At 53.0% G+C, this 15,993-nt stretch carries 18 protein-coding genes; 12 read left to right on the top strand and 6 right to left on the bottom strand.

Features of this window, described 5'->3' with window-relative positions; genetic code table 11:
* Positions 1–10 precede the first annotated feature (10 nt).
* The 3 genes from gshB to ruvX all read left to right on the top strand — a co-directional run bounded on the left by gshB (position 11) and on the right by ruvX (position 2,113).
* The gene (gene gshB, locus IB214_RS03750; RefSeq protein WP_117342642.1) at positions 11–958 is read left to right on the top strand and encodes a glutathione synthase; all 948 of its coding nucleotides are present in this window, start codon (positions 11–13) and stop codon (positions 956–958) included.
* 175 nt (positions 959–1,133) lie between these two features.
* A complete protein-coding gene (locus IB214_RS03745; RefSeq protein WP_117342643.1) occupies positions 1,134–1,697 on the top strand; it encodes a YqgE/AlgH family protein in 564 nt (187 codons plus the stop codon).
* Entirely contained in the window at positions 1,697–2,113 is a 417-nt protein-coding gene (gene ruvX / locus IB214_RS03740) for a Holliday junction resolvase RuvX (protein ID WP_096755745.1), read from the top strand. Before IB214_RS03745 ends, ruvX begins: the two co-directional genes overlap by 1 nt.
* Before the next feature lie 9 nt (positions 2,114–2,122).
* On the opposite strand, the gene IB214_RS03735 is transcribed toward ruvX, so the two are convergent.
* Positions 2,123–3,103 carry a type IV pilus twitching motility protein PilT gene (locus tag IB214_RS03735; RefSeq protein ID WP_117342644.1) on the bottom strand — a complete coding sequence of 327 codons (981 nt, stop codon included), beginning with the start codon at positions 3,101–3,103 and terminating at the stop codon, positions 2,123–2,125.
* 17 nt (positions 3,104–3,120) lie between these two features.
* Here IB214_RS03735 and IB214_RS03730 point away from each other — a divergent pair, with 17 nt between their 5' ends.
* From IB214_RS03730 to hemW, 5 genes are read left to right on the top strand one after another with little or no spacing between them, the layout of a single operon-like run.
* A complete protein-coding gene (locus IB214_RS03730) occupies positions 3,121–3,825 on the top strand; it encodes a YggS family pyridoxal phosphate-dependent enzyme (RefSeq protein ID WP_096755743.1) in 705 nt (234 codons plus the stop codon).
* Positions 3,826–3,843: 18 nt separating this feature from the next.
* A complete protein-coding gene (locus IB214_RS03725; protein WP_096755742.1) occupies positions 3,844–4,410 on the top strand; it encodes a YggT family protein in 567 nt (188 codons plus the stop codon).
* Entirely contained in the window at positions 4,407–4,697 is a 291-nt protein-coding gene (yggU, locus tag IB214_RS03720; protein WP_115257511.1) for a DUF167 family protein YggU, read from the top strand. The genes IB214_RS03725 and yggU overlap by 4 nt, the downstream gene beginning before the upstream one ends.
* Before the next feature lie 7 nt (positions 4,698–4,704).
* On the top strand, positions 4,705–5,298 hold the full coding sequence (locus tag IB214_RS03715) for an XTP/dITP diphosphatase (protein ID WP_115257510.1): 594 nt from the start codon (positions 4,705–4,707) through the stop codon (positions 5,296–5,298).
* A complete protein-coding gene (hemW, locus tag IB214_RS03710; protein WP_117342645.1) occupies positions 5,291–6,427 on the top strand; it encodes a radical SAM family heme chaperone HemW in 1,137 nt (378 codons plus the stop codon). Before IB214_RS03715 ends, hemW begins: the two co-directional genes overlap by 8 nt.
* Before the next feature lie 124 nt (positions 6,428–6,551).
* On the opposite strand, the gene ansB is transcribed toward hemW, so the two are convergent.
* From ansB to trmB, 4 genes are all read right to left on the bottom strand, one after another.
* Positions 6,552–7,598 carry an L-asparaginase 2 gene (ansB, locus tag IB214_RS03705; RefSeq protein ID WP_096755739.1) on the bottom strand — a complete coding sequence of 349 codons (1,047 nt, stop codon included), beginning with the start codon at positions 7,596–7,598 and terminating at the stop codon, positions 6,552–6,554.
* Positions 7,599–7,786: 188 nt separating this feature from the next.
* Complete coding sequence (locus tag IB214_RS03700) at positions 7,787–8,506, bottom strand: DUF2884 domain-containing protein (RefSeq protein ID WP_096755738.1); 720 nt, start codon at positions 8,504–8,506, stop codon at positions 7,787–7,789.
* Positions 8,507–8,555: 49 nt separating this feature from the next.
* Positions 8,556–8,882, bottom strand: a complete 327-nt coding sequence (locus IB214_RS03695; protein WP_096755737.1) for a YggL family protein — start codon at positions 8,880–8,882, stop codon at positions 8,556–8,558.
* The gene (gene trmB, locus IB214_RS03690) at positions 8,882–9,601 is read right to left on the bottom strand and encodes a tRNA (guanosine(46)-N7)-methyltransferase TrmB (RefSeq protein ID WP_096755736.1); all 720 of its coding nucleotides are present in this window, start codon (positions 9,599–9,601) and stop codon (positions 8,882–8,884) included. The genes IB214_RS03695 and trmB overlap by 1 nt, the downstream gene beginning before the upstream one ends.
* 160 nt (positions 9,602–9,761) lie before the next feature.
* On the opposite strand from trmB, the gene mutY reads away from it, so the two are divergent.
* The 4 genes from mutY to IB214_RS03670 all read left to right on the top strand — a co-directional run bounded on the left by mutY (position 9,762) and on the right by IB214_RS03670 (position 13,752).
* The gene (gene mutY, locus IB214_RS03685) at positions 9,762–10,814 is read left to right on the top strand and encodes an A/G-specific adenine glycosylase (protein WP_096755735.1); all 1,053 of its coding nucleotides are present in this window, start codon (positions 9,762–9,764) and stop codon (positions 10,812–10,814) included.
* A gap of 27 nt (positions 10,815–10,841) precedes the next feature.
* Positions 10,842–11,111: an oxidative damage protection protein gene (locus IB214_RS03680; RefSeq protein WP_003027126.1), complete on the top strand. Its 270-nt coding sequence runs from the start codon at positions 10,842–10,844 to the stop codon at positions 11,109–11,111.
* Positions 11,112–11,197: 86 nt separating this feature from the next.
* Positions 11,198–12,283, top strand: coding sequence for a membrane-bound lytic murein transglycosylase MltC (gene mltC, locus IB214_RS03675; RefSeq protein WP_135911431.1), 1,086 nt, complete (start codon positions 11,198–11,200; stop codon positions 12,281–12,283).
* Positions 12,284–12,495: 212 nt separating this feature from the next.
* The gene (locus IB214_RS03670) at positions 12,496–13,752 is read left to right on the top strand and encodes a nucleoside permease (protein ID WP_096755733.1); all 1,257 of its coding nucleotides are present in this window, start codon (positions 12,496–12,498) and stop codon (positions 13,750–13,752) included.
* Between the two features lie 76 nt (positions 13,753–13,828).
* Here the strand turns inward: IB214_RS03670 and IB214_RS03665 are convergent, their stop codons facing one another.
* Positions 13,829–15,964, bottom strand: coding sequence for an ornithine decarboxylase (locus IB214_RS03665; RefSeq protein ID WP_117342646.1), 2,136 nt, complete (start codon positions 15,962–15,964; stop codon positions 13,829–13,831).
* Between the last annotated feature and the right edge of the window lie 29 nt (positions 15,965–15,993).

Genomic DNA, 15,993 nt, shown 5'->3' with positions numbered 1-15,993 from the left:
GAGAAGAACAATGATCAAGCTCGGCATCGTGATGGATCCCATCGCAAGCATCAACATCAAGAAAGATTCCAGCTTTGCTATGCTGCTGGAAGCACAACGTCGTGGTTACGAACTTCACTATATGGAGATGGCCGATCTTTATCTGATTAACGGTGAAGCCCGCGCCCGCACGCGTACCCTGAGCGTAGAGCAGAACTACGACAAATGGTATGAGTTCAACAGCGAACAAGATCTACCACTGGCTGACCTGGACGTCATTCTGATGCGTAAGGATCCGCCGTTTGATACCGAGTTCATCTACGCCACCTATATTCTGGAGCGTGCAGAAGAGCAAGGGACGCTGATCGTGAACAAACCGCAGAGCCTGCGCGATTGTAACGAAAAGCTGTTCACCGCCTGGTTCGCGGACCTGACGCCAGAAACGCTGGTCACGCGTAACAAAGCGCAGCTGAAAGCCTTCTGGCAAAAACACAGCGATATCATTCTCAAGCCGCTGGACGGCATGGGCGGTGCATCGATCTTCCGCGTGAAGGAAGGCGATCCGAACCTCGGTGTAATTGCCGAAACGCTGACCGAACACGGTACCCGCTACTGCATGGCGCAGAACTACCTGCCGGCAATTAAAGACGGCGACAAACGCGTACTGGTGGTCGATGGCGAACCCGTTCCCTACTGCCTGGCACGCATTCCACAGGGCGGTGAAACCCGTGGTAATCTGGCGGCCGGTGGCCGTGGCGAACCTCGTCCGCTGACCGACAGCGACTGGGAAATTGCACGTCGTATCGGGCCAACGCTGAAAGCCAAAGGACTGATTTTTGTCGGTCTGGATATCATCGGCGATCGCCTGACGGAAATTAACGTCACCAGCCCAACCTGTATTCGCGAAATTGAGGCGGAGTTCCCGGTGTCCATTACCGGTATGCTGATGGATGCCATTGAAGCTCGCTTAGCCAAGTAAACCTGCGCCGGATGACGACGCCACGGTGTCTTATCCGGCCTACAATTGCACCCCGTTGGCCGGATAAGGCGAAGCCGATATCCGGCAATGTTATTTTCAGAGGGTGACAACTTAACGCTTTCCTCGCATACTGACCGTTGTTGCTTTTTTGAACCAGGAAACAGAACCTCTGACAATGAATTTACAGCATCACTTTCTTATTGCCATGCCTGCTCTCCAGGATCCGATTTTCCGCCGTTCCGTGGTCTACATTTGCGAACATAATGAAAATGGCGCAATGGGGATTATCGTCAATAAACCCCTGGAAAACTTACAGATTGCAGGGATTCTGGAAAAGCTGAAGATTACCCCTGAGACACGCGATCCGGCGATTCGCCTGGATAAAGCCGTGATGCTCGGAGGCCCGTTAGCAGAAGAGCGTGGGTTTATTTTGCATACCCCTCCTTCACGCTTTGCCTCCAGCATTCGTATTTCGGACAACACCATTATCACCACTTCCCGCGATGTACTGGAAACCTTAGGCACTCAGGAACAACCTTCCGAGGTACTGGTCGCCCTGGGGTATTCATCATGGGAAAAAGGCCAACTGGAGCAAGAGTTGCTGGATAACGCCTGGCTCACCGCCCCCGCGGATCTCAATATTCTGTTTAAAACGCCGATTGCCGACCGCTGGCGCGACGCGGCCAGACTTATCGGGATCGATATCCTGACCATGCCTGGCGTGGCGGGACACGCATAATGAGCGAAACATTACTCTCCTTTGATTTTGGGACCAAAAGTATTGGCGTGGCGATTGGTCAGCGCATTACAGGTACTGCCAGACCGCTGCCTGCCATCAAAGCGCAGGACGGCACGCCAGACTGGAACGTGATTGAACGCCTGCTAAAAGAGTGGCAACCGGATGAAATCATTGTCGGTCTGCCGCTCAATATGGACGGCACCGAGCAGCCGCTTACTGCGCGCGCGCGCAAGTTTGCCAACCGTATTCATGGCCGCTTTGGCGTCACGGTCACGCTGCATGACGAACGCCTGAGCACCGTCGAAGCACGTTCCGGCCTGTTTGAGCAAGGCGGGTACCGGGCGCTGAATAAAGGCAAAGTAGACTCCGCGTCTGCCGTCGTTATTCTCGAAAGCTATTTCGAACAAGGTTACTAAGGCTCATATTTACAGCCTGCCTTGCGCCTGACGCTGCTGCAGGCTCTGGGCAAATGTTTGCATACCCGCCTGTTGCCCGGTTTGTATCACGCCGGGTAGCTGGTGGGTTTTCCCTTCACGGATCAGATTACTCACAGCCGACGTATTGACCAGCAGTTCAAATAACGCCACCCGCCCACCCTGCCTGTCGGCTTCCAGTTTTTGTGCGAGCACCGCCCGCAAACTACCCGCCAGTTGATTACGCACCGGGTCTTTTTCCTGTGCAGGGAACGTATCCACCAGCCGCTCCACCGCCTGCGCCGCACCGCGCGTATGCAGCGTTGCCAGCACCAGATGCCCCGTTTCCGCCGCCGTCAGTGCCAGACGAATCGTCTCGCTGTCGCGCAGTTCCCCCAGTAAAATCACGTCAGGATCTTCACGCAATGCCGCCCGCAGGCCGGCAGCAAAAGAAAGGCAGTGCACGCCAATCTCACGCTGTTGGATCAGACAACGCTGGCTGGTATAGCGGTATTCAATCGGGTCTTCCAGGGTCAGAATATGCCCGTCAACGTGCTGATTGAGAGAGTCCACCATCGCCGCCAGCGTCGTCGACTTACCGCTGCCCGTCGCCCCGGTTACCAGAATCAACCCGTTTTCGCTGTGCAGCAGTTCTGGCAACGCAGCGGGCGTCTGGAGATCATCCAGGCACGGGCAATCAAGCGGCAGCAGTCTCAGCGCCAGTGACGTTCCCTGCTGATGCGTAAATGCGCTGGCCCGTAAACGCCGGGAATCCGCCAGTGCGATAGCAAAATCAACCTGACCCTTTTCCCGCCACTGTACCTGTTGTTGCTCACTGAGCCATAACATCAGCAGCTTCTCCACGTCAGGCGCGGTAAACGGGGCAATTTCTACCCTTCCACATATGCGCCAGCGCGCAGGCCATGCATTGCACAGGTGTAGATCCGACACGTTATGCTTTACACTAAGGGCCACTATTTCTTCCATATTCATATGAACATCCTCGGAAAATGAACGATATCGCGCATAACCTGGCACATGTCAGGGAGAAAATCTCAGCCGCCGCGACGCGTTGCGGGCGGTCTTCAGAAGACGTTACGTTGCTTGCAGTGAGCAAAACCAAACCTGCGAGCGCCATCGAAGAAGCCATTGCTGCCGGGCAGCATGCCTTTGGGGAAAACTATGTTCAGGAAGGCGTAGATAAGATCCGCTACTTCAGCGAAAACGGCGTGACTGGACTGCAGTGGCACTTTATCGGCCCGTTGCAGTCCAACAAAAGCCGTCTGGTGGCTGAACATTTTGACTGGTGCCACACGATAGACCGTTTGCGCATCGCCACCCGACTCAGCGAACAGCGCCCGGCAGACCTACCGCCGCTAAATGTGCTGATTCAAATAAACATCAGCGATGAGAACAGCAAGTCAGGTATTCCGCTGGCAGAGCTTGATGCCCTGGCCGCAGACGTCGCCGCTCTGCCGCGCATTACCCTGCGTGGACTGATGGCAATCCCGGCGCCTGAGTCAGATTATGTAAGGCAGTTTGAAGTTGCACAGCAAATGGCTGTAGCATTTGCCGGGTTGAAAACACGCTACCCGACAGTCGATACGCTCTCGTTGGGAATGTCTGATGATATGGATGCCGCCATCGCGGCGGGTAGCACGATGGTGCGCATTGGCACTGCCATTTTTGGTGCTCGTGATTACACAAAAAATTAAGGAAAACTGAGGAACACCATGAATACGTTGACCTTCCTGCTCTCAACGGTAATTGAGCTGTATACCATGGCGCTGTTATTGCGCGTGTGGATGCAGTGGTCTCGCTGCGATTTTTACAATCCGTTTTCGCAGTTCATTGTAAAAATCACTCAGCCTATTATTGGGCCGTTACGCCGAATTATTCCCCCGATGGGGCCGATTGATAGCGCATCGTTACTGGTCGCGTTAGTGCTCAGCTTTATCAAAGCTATTGTGCTGTTCAAAGTGGTCACGTTCCAACCCATTATCTGGATCGCCGCCGTACTGATCGTCCTGAAGACTATCGGGCTGCTGATTTTCTGGGTACTGCTGGTGATGGCCATCATGAGCTGGGTCAGCCAGGGCCGCAGCCCTGTAGAATACGTACTGATTCAACTGGCGGATCCGCTGCTGCGTCCTATTCGTCGTATCCTACCAGGAATGGGCGGGATCGACTTCTCCCCGATGATCCTGGTGCTGCTGCTCTATGTCATCAACATGGGGATCGCAGAAGTGTTACAAGCGACAGGCAACATGCTGCTGCCGGGGCTGTGGATGGCGCTATGAGTGCCGTAACACTCTGCGATGACGGTCTGGTTTTACGGCTCTACATTCAGCCTAAAGCCAGCCGTGACAGTATTGTGGGTTTACATGGCGACGAAGTAAAAGTCGCCATTACCGCCCCACCGGTCGATGGGCAAGCCAACAGCCATCTGGTGAAGTTTCTCGGTAAACAGTTCCGTGTGGCGAAAAGCCAGGTCGTTATTGAGAAGGGCGAGCTTGGCCGCCACAAACAGGTTAAAATCATTCATCCGCAACAGATCCCGCCAGAAATTGCGGCGCTAACTGATTAGGTATCCCATGCAAAAAGTTGTCCTCGCGACCGGCAATGCCGGTAAAGTGCGTGAACTCGCCTCTCTCCTGAGCGACTTCGGGCTTGATGTCGTTGCCCAAACGGATCTGGGCGTTGATTCCGCAGAAGAAACCGGCCTGACGTTTATTGAAAACGCCATTCTGAAGGCGCGTCATGCCGCGCAAATCACCGGTCTGCCTGCCATTGCCGATGATTCCGGCCTGGCCGTTGACGCCCTCGGCGGGGCTCCGGGGATTTATTCTGCTCGCTATTCTGGTGAAGATGCGACTGACAGACAAAACCTGGAAAAACTGCTGCACACCCTGCAGGATATCCCGGACGAAAAACGTCAGGCACAGTTCCATTGTGTACTGGTGTATATGCGCCACGCAGATGACCCAACCCCTGTTGTATGTCACGGACGCTGGCCGGGCGTGATCGCTCGTGAGCCTGCCGGAGACGGTGGTTTTGGCTACGACCCTATCTTCTTTGTACCGTCTGAGGGTAAAACCGCAGCCGAACTGACCCGGGAAGAAAAGAGTGCTATTTCCCACCGTGGACAGGCACTAAAACTGCTGCTGGATGCGCTGCGTAATGGTTAAGTTGCCACCGCTGAGTCTTTATATCCACATCCCGTGGTGCGTGCAGAAATGCCCCTACTGCGACTTCAACTCGCATGCGTTAAAGGGCGAAGTTCCCCATGACGATTACGTTGGGCATCTGCTGAGCGATCTGGATGCCAACGTCGCCTACGCGCAGGGACGCGAAGTAAAGACCATTTTTATTGGTGGCGGTACGCCGAGCCTGCTCTCTGGCCCGGCAATGCAAACGCTGCTGGATGGCGTGCGTGCGCGTCTAAATCTGGCGGCGGATGCCGAAATCACGATGGAAGCCAATCCCGGTACGGTGGAAGCCGATCGGTTTGTCGATTATCAACGCGCTGGAGTTAACCGCATCTCGATTGGCGTGCAAAGTTTTAGCGCCGCCAAGCTTGAGCGACTGGGGCGTATTCACGGGCCAGAAGAAGCCAAACGCGCGGCGAATCTGGCTGACGGTCTGGGATTGCGCAGCTTTAACCTCGATTTGATGCACGGCCTGCCGGATCAAACACTGGAAGAAGCGCTGGACGATTTACAGCAGGCCATTGAGCTTAACCCCCCGCATCTCTCCTGGTATCAGCTCACTATTGAGCCCAACACGTTGTTTGGTTCGCGCCCGCCGGTGCTACCGGATGATGACGCCCTGTGGGATATTTTTGAGCAAGGCCACCGGTTGCTGACCGCCGCCGGGTATCAGCAATATGAAACCTCGGCCTATGCAAAACCGGGATATCAGTGCCAGCACAACCTGAACTACTGGCGTTTTGGCGACTATCTTGGCATTGGCTGCGGGGCTCACGGCAAGATCACCTTCCCGGACGGACGTATCCTGCGCACCACCAAAACCCGACATCCGCGCGGTTACATGCAGGGACGTTATCTCGAAAGCGAGCGTGATGTCGCCGAGGCTGATAAGCCATTTGAGTTCTTTATGAACCGCTTCCGCTTGCTGGAGGCCGCACCGCGTGTGGAATTCACCCACTATACTGGGCTTGCCGAAGAGGTGATTCGGGCACAGATTGATGAGGCTATCGCCCAGGGATATCTGACGCAGAGCGATGAGTACTGGCAGATTACCCAGCACGGTAAGCTGTTTTTAAACTCACTGCTGGAGCTGTTTCTGGCGGAGTAACGCGGAAAACCGTAATGAATGTTGGCCTGATAAGGCTTTGAGCCACCATCCGACAAATTGCCTGATGGCGCTGCGCTTATCAGGCCTACAGGGTTAGGTCGATAAGCGCAGCCACCTTCATCGATTAGTACTGATTAAACATTTCCTGGATCTGTTTAGGATCTTTGGTCTGTGTCAGCGCCAATTGCAGCAGCACGCGAGCTTTTTGTGGGTTCAGCGAGCCAGACGCCACAAATCCGTACTTCGCATCATCGATTTCAGCATCCTGCGTGGTGGAGCCAGTAGGTACGCGGGAAGAACGCACGACCACAGTGCCTTTGTGCGCAGCGGTTGCCAGCGTATCGAAAATGGTTTTATACAGGTTACCATTACCCACACCAGCACTCACAATCCCGGCGTATCCGGCATCGACCAGCGCTTTTGCCGGCAGATCGGAGGCGTTGGCGTAGTTATAGATAATGCCCACCTTCGGCAGCTCGGTCAGCTTAGAGACATCGAATGGCGTTGCGGAAGTATGTTTGCGCGCAGGCGTACGCTGGTAATCAATTTTACCGTTATGGATATAGCCCAGCGGGCCATAGTTGACGGCTTTGAAGGTCGCGACATCCGTGGTGTTGGTCTTGGTCACATCACGGCCATCCAGGACAGTGTCGTTCATCACCACCAGCACACCGCGGTTAGCAGACGCTTTATCCGCCGCGGTCACCACGGCGTTATACAGGTTGAACGGGCCATCGGCGCTCATACCCGTAGACGGACGCATTGCGCCGACCAACACCACTGGCTTGTTGCACTTGACGGTCAGATCGAGGAAATACGCGGTTTCTTCCATAGTATCCGTACCATGGGTCACCACGAAGCCGTCGGTTTTATCACATTCGGTGTTGATCTTCTTCGCCAGCGTTAACCAGACGTCGTCATTCATGTCCTGCGAGCCAATATTCACCACCTGCTCGCCTTTAACGACGGCAATATCTTTCAGTTGCGGCACCGCATCGACCAGATTTTCTACGCCAACTTTACCCGCCGTGTAGTTGGATTTTGTTGCGGAATCACCGCCACCAGCAATCGTCCCGCCGGTAGCCAGAATGGTGATATTGGGTAATGCGAGCGCTGCGCCGCTGAACCCCATAACCAGTGCTGCCAGTGCCGTTTTTCTGAAAAAATCCATGTTATTACTCCGGTTATTTGAATTTGCCGCATTATGTCAACCTGACAGATGAATAATGTGACCTCTTCCAATTAACCAGACTTATATATTTATAAATTTGTTATTTTTAGAGATGGATATCAAAAAACAAGGAAAATGCAAAGCAAAACGGCACAGAATGTTTCTGTGCCGTTAAAGAGAGGTAAATGCTATTTTAGACCGTTCACCAATGCCTTACGGTCATCTTCCAGCGTCACGACGCGCGCGCAAACATCTTTGCCAAACTGCTGGAAGTCTTTCTCTTGGTTCTTCCATTCATTCTGGATGGAGGTTTGCAAACCGCCGAGGCTACCGAGCACACCCTGCAGTGGGTTACCGCCACCTTTGAGCACCGCTTTGGCACCCATTTCGTTGATGCTGTCCTGCAGAATGCCGCCCATCGCCTGATTCACCAGCTGCTGCCCGTCAGCACGGACCTGATCAATTGCCTTATAATGGAAGGTCAGACCGTCAGTACGATGCTCGATGATCCGGTTCATCTGCTCTTTCAATTGGGCGTCAAGCTTGGTTAAACGACCGCGCATGTTGCTGCTTTCACCGACTTCTTTGGCGATAATTTTGTCCAGCGCGATGCGACCTTTCTCGACGCGCGCTCTGGCGCCGTCGTCAATCCACGGCAGGCTGCTACGCAACGCCGCCTGATAATCTTTCGCCTGCTCACGCTGTGCGGCGCTTAAGGTGTACTGCTTACCGTTGAAGGTAACATTCCCGGCTGGCGTGATCACCAGATCGCCGTTTTCACCCTTCACCTGCACCGTTTGCGGAGTCACAATCACATCGTCACGCGGGGTGACGCTGCACTTATAATCAGCATGTGCGGCCATCGCCGTGAACGTCAGAACTGCCGCCAGCAGCGTTTTACGCATCATATCTATCCCTCAATACAAATCGGGCCGGCATTTGCCGACCCTGTGCTACTTAGTCCCACCAAATATCGAAAAGTTCGCTGGTGCGCACATCTTCAAGTTTGTGCTCTTCCAGCCACTTACGCACGATTGCCTGATGTTCTTCAGTGCATTTGCCGATTTCCTGCAGGCAGATCAGGCCTTCCCAGGCCAGATAGCCACTGCCGTCATAGGCCAGCTTGTTCGGCTCAATAACCTCATTGATAAAGTCATCAACGATTTTATCGACCTGCTCTTCAGATGTGCCTTCCGGAAAACGCCATGCAACCGAAAATCCGACTTCCTGGAATTCGTCGATATGCATTTTTTTACGCAGACGACGGCTACGGTTCTTTGCCATTATTTCACCCTCTCGAACATTAAGTCCCATACGCCGTGGCCAAGACGATGGCCACGTTGTTCAAATTTGGTTACCGGGCGCGATGGTGGGCGCGGTACATAATCGTTACTCTCAGACTGGTTTTTATACCCGTCAATGGAGGACATCACTTCAAGCATGTGCTCCGCATAGGCTTCCCAGTCGGTAGCCATGTGGAAAACACCGCCCAACTTCAGCTTACTCTTCACCAGCTCAGCAAACGGTACCTGAACGATACGGCGTTTATTATGACGTGCTTTATGCCACGGGTCAGGGAAAAAGAGCTGAACCATCGATAAAGAATTGTCAGGAATCATTTTGTGCAGCACTTCAACGGCGTCATGACACATCACGCGCAGGTTTTCGACGCCCTCTTCATGCGCCGAAGCCAGGCAGGCGCCAACGCCCGGAGAGTGAACCTCAATACCGAGGAAGTTTTGTTCCGGACGTGCTTTGGCCATCGCCACCAGCGAAGCGCCCATACCGAAACCTATTTCAAGCGTCACCGGTGCGTCACGGCCAAACAGCGCAGCAAAATCGACCGGCGCTTCGCTGAACTCAACGCCCATCACCGGCCAGTAGTTTTCCAGTGCGTGTTCCTGCCCTTTAGTCAGTCGCCCCTGGCGACGAACAAAACTACGAATCCGGCGCAGCGGGCGACCGTTTTCATCAAATTCCGGTGAAATGACGTCGTTCTTCATAAAAGTTTAGTCTGCTGTGTTTGAGTTCTGAAAACGGGCATTATCCAAAGTTAGTTGCCGGATGCAAGTAAAGGAAGAGAGTCAGCTGCGGAAAGTTCCGGTTTACACCCTTCGACCTCTGTGCTGCAATCTTGCCCCCAGCAATAATGAAACGGTAATCATGCAAGCGTCTCAATTTTCAGCTCAGGTGTTGAGCTGGTACGACAAATACGGGCGGAAAACGCTGCCCTGGCAAATTGACAAGACGCCTTACAAAGTATGGCTTTCTGAAGTCATGCTGCAACAAACTCAGGTTGCGACCGTTATTCCTTATTTTGAACGCTTTATGGCGCGCTTTCCAACGATAACCGATTTAGCCCATGCCCCGCTTGATGAAGTCCTGCATTTGTGGACCGGGCTGGGGTATTACGCGCGTGCGCGCAATCTGCATAAAGCCGCTCAGCAGGTGGCGACGCTGCATGGCGGCACCTTCCCGCAAACCTTTGATGAAGTTGCCGCCCTGCCCGGCGTTGGACGCTCTACCGCAGGCGCGATCCTTTCGCTCTCTTTGGGTCAGCATTTTCCGATTCTCGACGGCAACGTCAAACGCGTGCTGGCACGCTGTTATGCTGTCAGCGGCTGGCCGGGGAAAAAAGAGGTCGAGAAAAAACTGTGGGCGTTGAGTGAGCAGGTTACACCCGCCCACGGCGTTGAACGATTTAATCAGGCGATGATGGATTTAGGCGCGCTAGTCTGTACGCGTTCAAAACCTAAGTGCGCCCTGTGCCCATTACAAAATGGCTGTGTGGCTACCGCCAATGCAAGTTGGGCACAATACCCGGGTAAAAAGCCCAAGCAGACGTTACCGGAGCGCACAGGCTATTTTTTACTGATGCAGCATAACGATGAGGTGTTACTCGCGCAGCGTCCACCCAGCGGCTTATGGGGCGGATTATACTGTTTTCCGCAGTTTGAAGATGAAGATGGACTGCATCAGTGGCTGGCGCAACGGCAAATTAACGCAGATAATCTGACCCAGCTTACTGCGTTTCGCCATACCTTTAGTCATTTCCACTTAGATATTGTGCCTATGTGGCTTCCCGTGTCCTCATTCACCACCTGCATGGATGAAGGCAACGCGCTCTGGTATAACTTAGCGCAACCGCCGTCGGTCGGACTGGCGGCTCCCGTGGAGCGTTTGTTACAGCAATTACGCGTCGGTGCGCAGGTTTAACGTGCCGGTCGATAAAGAGGATTTTTTATGAGCAGAACGATTTTTTGTACTTTCCTGCAACGTGAAGCAGAAGGTCAGGATTTTCAGCTGTACCCAGGCGATCTGGGAAAACGCATTTATAACGAGATTTCGAAAGAAGCATGGGCACAGTGGCAGCACAAGCAAACCATGCTGATTAACGAGAAGAAACTCAACATGATGAACGTCGAGCACCGCAAGCTGTTGGAACAGGAGATGATCAACTTCCTGTTTGAAGGCAAGGACGTGCACATTGAAGGCTATACGCCAGAGTCATAAGAACCGTTGCCGGATGGCGCTGCGCTTATCCGGCCGACGATTTAATCTGGTCCTTGCAAATAACCAACACAACACGCACCCCCGGAATGATGAAAAAATTTCTCGCGCTTGCCGTTATTGCGCCGTTGCTCATCTCCTGTTCCAGTTCGACCAAAAAAGGCGATTCCTATAACGAAGCCTGGGTCAAGGATACCAACGGTTTTGATATTCTGATGGGGCAGTTTGCCCATAACATTGAGAATTTGTGGGGATTTAAAGAAGTGCTGATCGCGGGTCCGAAGGACTACGTCAAGTATACCGATCAGTATCAAACCCGCAGCCACATCAACTTTGATGACGGTACCATAACCGTGGAGACCATCGCCGGGACAGATCCTGCCGGGCATTTACGACGGGCAATAATCAAGACCTTGTTGATGGGAGACGATCCGGGTTCCATCGATCTCTATTCCGATGTCGATGATATCAAGATTTCCAAAGAGCCGTTCCTCTACGGGCAGGTCGTTGATAATACCGGTCAGCCTATTCGCTGGGAGGGACGCGCGACAAACTTCGCCAACTACCTGCTGCAAACGCGACTGAAGAGCCGGAGTAACGGCCTGCGCATTATCTACAGCGTGACAATTAACCTGGTGCCAAACCACCTTGATAAGCGTGCGCATAAGTATATCGGCATGGTTCGTCAGGCATCGCGTAAGTATGGCGTCGACGAGGCGCTGATCCTCGCCATCATGCAAACCGAGTCCTCCTTTAACCCGTATGCGGTCAGCCATGCTGATGCACTGGGCCTGATGCAGGTCGTGCAGCACAGCGCCGGGAAGGATGTATTCCGCTCACAGGGCCGTTCCGGTACGCCAAGCCGTAGCTTCTTGTTTGACCCGGCCAACAACATTGATACCGGTACCGCCTATCTGGCGATGCTCAACAATGTCTACCTGGGCGGAATCGATAACCCAACCTCACGTCGTTACGCCGTCATTACCGCGTATAACGGTGGGGCAGGCAGCGTGCTGCGTGTGTTCTCCAGCGATAAAATTCAGGCAGCAAATATCATCAACAGCATGTCGCCGGGAGACGTTTATCAAACATTAACCACCCGACATCCGTCGGCGGAATCACGCCGCTACCTTTATAAGGTCAATTCTGCACAAAAATCCTATCGACGTCGGTAATGTTTACCCTCTTCGGCCGCGTGAAGCTGGCGGCAGAAGAGGGTAAAAGTGTTAACTACGTCACTATTTTGCTTTGCAATTGGAAATTGTTTGCAAATATTTGTCACAGCTAACAAAAAAACACCCCTTCTCATTGATAGAATCACATCATATTGAAACGGCAAATGTGCTTTTTAAAACATCCATCCGCATTACGATGTGAGGAAATTAACATGAATCTTAAGCTGCAGCTGAAAGTCCTTTCCTTTCTGCAGTTCTGCCTGTGGGGTAGTTGGCTCACGACCCTCGGCTCTTATATGTTTGTCACCCTTAAATTCGACGGTGCCTCTATTGGCGCAGTCTATAGCTCGCTGGGGATTGCCGCCGTATTTATGCCTACGCTGTTAGGTATCGTCGCCGACAAATGGATCAGTGCGAAGTGGGTTTATGCTCTTTGCCACTTGGTGGGTGCGGGTACGCTGTTCGCTGCCGCCGAGGTCACCACGCCTGGAGCCATGTTCTTTGTGATCCTGCTTAACTCCCTGGCCTATATGCCAACGCTGGGGTTAATCAACACTATTTCTTACTATCGCCTGCAGTCTGCCGGGATGGATATTGTCACCGACTTCCCGCCAATCCGTATCTGGGGCACCATCGGGTTTATTCTGGCCATGTGGGCGGTAAGCTTCTCAGGCTTTGAACTGAGCCATATGCAGCTGTATATCGGCGCAATTCTGTCCGTGGTACTGGCACTGTTCACCCTGACGCTGCCGCATATTCCGGTTGCTAATCAGCAGAAAAATCAGAGCTGGACGTCAATGATGGGTTTGGATGCCTTCGCCCTGTTTAAAAACAAGCGTATGGCAATTTTCTTCATCTTCTCGATGATGCTGGGCGCAGAACTGCAAATTACCAACATGTTCGGTAATACCTTCCTGCACAGCTTCGATAATAACCCGCTGTTCTCTGGTAGCTTCATCGTCGAGCATGCGTCAGTCATGATGTCCATCTCGCAGATTTCAGAAACCCTGTTTATCCTGACCATCCCGTTCTTCTTAAGCCGTTACGGTATTAAGAACGTTATGCTGATCAGTATTGTGGCGTGGATGCTGCGTTTTGGTCTGTTTGCGTACGGCGACCCGACTCCGTTCGGTACCGTGCTGCTGGTTCTGTCGATGATTGTTTACGGCTGCGCCTTCGATTTCTTCAACATCTCGGGTTCGGTGTTCGTGGAAAAAGAAGTTCGTCCGGAAATTCGCGCCAGTGCACAGGGTATGTTCCTGATGATGACCAACGGCTTTGGCTGTATTCTGGGTGGTCTGGTGAGCGGTAAAGTGGTGGAACACTTCACACTGAACGGCATTACTGACTGGCAGAGCGTATGGCTGATCTTCGCGGGCTACTCACTGTTCCTGGCCTTTGCCTTCGTCGCACTGTTTAAGTACAAACACGTTCGCACTCCGGCTGGCACACAGACTATCGCACACTAATCTTCATTGATTAAAAAGGGTCACCTGACGGTGACCCTTTTTTTGCCGGAAATGTATCGGCCGCGCGATCCGTTTTTTATTTCAGAACATATCCATACAGACGCTTAATGCCGTCGGCGTCCGTTTCACTGTAAACCCCTTGCAGTTCAGGTGAGAAGCCCGGCAGCAGATTAACGCCCTCTTCCAGCGCCAGGAAGTAACGCTGTACCGCTCCGCCCCACACTTCACCGGGTACTACGCACAACACGCCGGGAGGATAAGGCAACGCACCTTCTGCCGCGATACGACCGGCAGCATCACTAATGCGCACCAGCTCAACATCTCCCCGGATATAAGCACTGTTGGCATCCTGCGGGTTCATGGCAACAGCGGGTAAGCTCTCCTGACGGAACATCGCTTTTTGCAGATCCTTCACATCAAAGCTCACGTACAGGTCATGCATTTCCTGACACAGTTCACGCAGCGTGTAATCCCGATAGCGCATCGGGTATTTGTTGAAGATTGTGGGCAGCACATCTGCCAGCGGCGTATCGTTCTCAATGTGCTGTTCAAACTGAGCCAGCATCGCCACCAGCTGCGCCATTTTCTCTGCGCTTTCTGCTGGCGTCAGCAGGAACAGGATTGAATTGAGGTCGCATTTTTCCGGCACAATACCATTCTCTCGCAGGTAGTGTGCGAGGATCGTCGCTGGTATACCAAAGTCAGTATACTGCCCAGTTTGCGCATCAATTCCCGGCGTGGTCAGCAGCAGTTTGCACGGATCGACAAAATACTGATCGCTCGCATAGCCGTCAAAACCATGCCATTTTGCTCCCGGCTCAAAGCTAAAGAAGCGACGCTCGCTGGCAATAACCTGCGTCGGGTATGTCTGCCAGGGCTTCCCCCCCACCATCGGGGGAATAAAGGGCTGAATCAGCTTACAGCGATCGATAATGGCTTTACGTGCCTCAATTCCTAACGCCACGCATTCCGCCCATAACCGGCGTCCGCTCTCACCTTCATGGATTTTTGCGTTAACGTCCAGCGCGGCAAATAGCGGGTAAAACGGGCTGGTGGAGGCGTGCAGCATAAAAGCATTGTTCAACCGTTTATGCGGGCAAAAACGCGCCTGGCCGCGAATATGGTTATCTTTTTTGTGGATCTGCGAGGTTTGTGAGAACCCGGCCTGCTGTTTGTGCACCGACTGGGTGACAAAAATCCCGGGATCGTTGGGTTTGAGATCCAGTAGCAATGGCGAGCCATCCGCCATCATCGGGATAAATTGTTCGTAACCAACCCAGGCAGAGTCAAACAAAATGTAATCGCACAAACTGCCGATCTTGTCGATCACCTGTCGCGCGTTATAAATGGTCCCATCATAGGTTCCCAACTGGATAATCGCCAGACGGAACGGGCGCGGCTGGTCGGCTTTATGTGGTGCGACGTCGCGTATCTGCCCGCGCAGATACGCTTCATTAAAGCAGTGCTCATCAATGCCGCCAATAAAGCCAAACGGGTTACGCGCCGCCTCCAGATAGACTGGTGTAGCGCCGGCCTGGATCAGCGCACCATGGTGGTTTGATTTATGATTGTTACGGTCAAACAGCACCAGATCGCCACGCGTCAGTAACGCGTTGGTCACGACTTTATTGGCAGCAGAGGTGCCGTTCAGCACAAAGTATGTTTTATCTGCATTAAACACTTTTGCCGCAAACTTCTGCGCATGCTTTGCCGACCCCTCATGAATGAGCAAATCGCCCAACTTGACGTCAGCATTGCACATATCCGCGCGAAACAAATTCTCGCCAAAGAACTCATAAAAATGCCGTCCGGCAGGATGTTTCTTAAAAAATTCACCGTGCTGATGGCCTGGGCAGGCAAAAGTACTGTTGCCCATTTCGACATACTGCGTCAGCGTGTCATAAAATGGTGGCAACAGATCGTCCTCATAACGACATGCGGCAGACTCCAGCTCCAACCAGTCCTGTGCGTTACCGCCAATAACCGCCTCTGCACCCGCAGGCAATTCGACAGTAACCTCTGAGAAAATAAACACCGGTAAATGAAAACCTGTGCGTTTAAGCAACGCGAGGATCCCGCTGCGGCTGTCCGCAACGGTAATGACGACTGCCGCAACATCAGTAAAATCGGTACCGTCCAGTGACACCACCTGACGATGGGTAGACAGACAAGAGACCAGTTCACCACTGGCGGCAATTTTCATTGATTTCATAAGCGCAAAAACCCGTTTCGGGAAAGTCA

The sequence above is a fragment of the Citrobacter sp. C1 genome (assembly GCF_014596895.2).
GTDB lineage: Bacteria > Pseudomonadota > Gammaproteobacteria > Enterobacterales > Enterobacteriaceae > Citrobacter > Citrobacter gillenii.
The sequence above is the reverse complement of the archived record's forward strand: the minus strand, read 5'-3'. Positions and strand labels throughout refer to the sequence as shown.

Bases quoted from the DNA above. Each gene is read 5' to 3' on its own strand.
- hemW (WP_117342645.1), top strand. From the start codon at position 5,291: ATGGTTAAGTTGCCACCGCTGAGTCTTTATATCCACATCCCGTGGTGC.
- mltC (WP_135911431.1), top strand. From the start codon at position 11,198: ATGATGAAAAAATTTCTCGCGCTTGCCGTTATTGCGCCGTTGCTCATC.
- IB214_RS03730 (WP_096755743.1), top strand. From the start codon at position 3,121: ATGAACGATATCGCGCATAACCTGGCACATGTCAGGGAGAAAATCTCA.
- gshB (WP_117342642.1), top strand. From the start codon at position 11: ATGATCAAGCTCGGCATCGTGATGGATCCCATCGCAAGCATCAACATC.
- IB214_RS03735 (WP_117342644.1), bottom strand. From the start codon at position 3,103: ATGAATATGGAAGAAATAGTGGCCCTTAGTGTAAAGCATAACGTGTCG.
- IB214_RS03745 (WP_117342643.1), top strand. From the start codon at position 1,134: ATGAATTTACAGCATCACTTTCTTATTGCCATGCCTGCTCTCCAGGAT.
- yggU (WP_115257511.1), top strand. From the start codon at position 4,407: ATGAGTGCCGTAACACTCTGCGATGACGGTCTGGTTTTACGGCTCTAC.
- ansB (WP_096755739.1), bottom strand. From the start codon at position 7,598: ATGGATTTTTTCAGAAAAACGGCACTGGCAGCACTGGTTATGGGGTTC.
- trmB (WP_096755736.1), bottom strand. From the start codon at position 9,601: ATGAAGAACGACGTCATTTCACCGGAATTTGATGAAAACGGTCGCCCG.
- IB214_RS03680 (WP_003027126.1), top strand. From the start codon at position 10,842: ATGAGCAGAACGATTTTTTGTACTTTCCTGCAACGTGAAGCAGAAGGT.
- ruvX (WP_096755745.1), top strand. From the start codon at position 1,697: ATGAGCGAAACATTACTCTCCTTTGATTTTGGGACCAAAAGTATTGGC.
- IB214_RS03665 (WP_117342646.1), bottom strand. From the start codon at position 15,964: ATGAAATCAATGAAAATTGCCGCCAGTGGTGAACTGGTCTCTTGTCTG.
- IB214_RS03670 (WP_096755733.1), top strand. From the start codon at position 12,496: ATGAATCTTAAGCTGCAGCTGAAAGTCCTTTCCTTTCTGCAGTTCTGC.
- IB214_RS03725 (WP_096755742.1), top strand. From the start codon at position 3,844: ATGAATACGTTGACCTTCCTGCTCTCAACGGTAATTGAGCTGTATACC.
- IB214_RS03695 (WP_096755737.1), bottom strand. From the start codon at position 8,882: ATGGCAAAGAACCGTAGCCGTCGTCTGCGTAAAAAAATGCATATCGAC.
- IB214_RS03700 (WP_096755738.1), bottom strand. From the start codon at position 8,506: ATGATGCGTAAAACGCTGCTGGCGGCAGTTCTGACGTTCACGGCGATG.
- mutY (WP_096755735.1), top strand. From the start codon at position 9,762: ATGCAAGCGTCTCAATTTTCAGCTCAGGTGTTGAGCTGGTACGACAAA.
- IB214_RS03715 (WP_115257510.1), top strand. From the start codon at position 4,705: ATGCAAAAAGTTGTCCTCGCGACCGGCAATGCCGGTAAAGTGCGTGAA.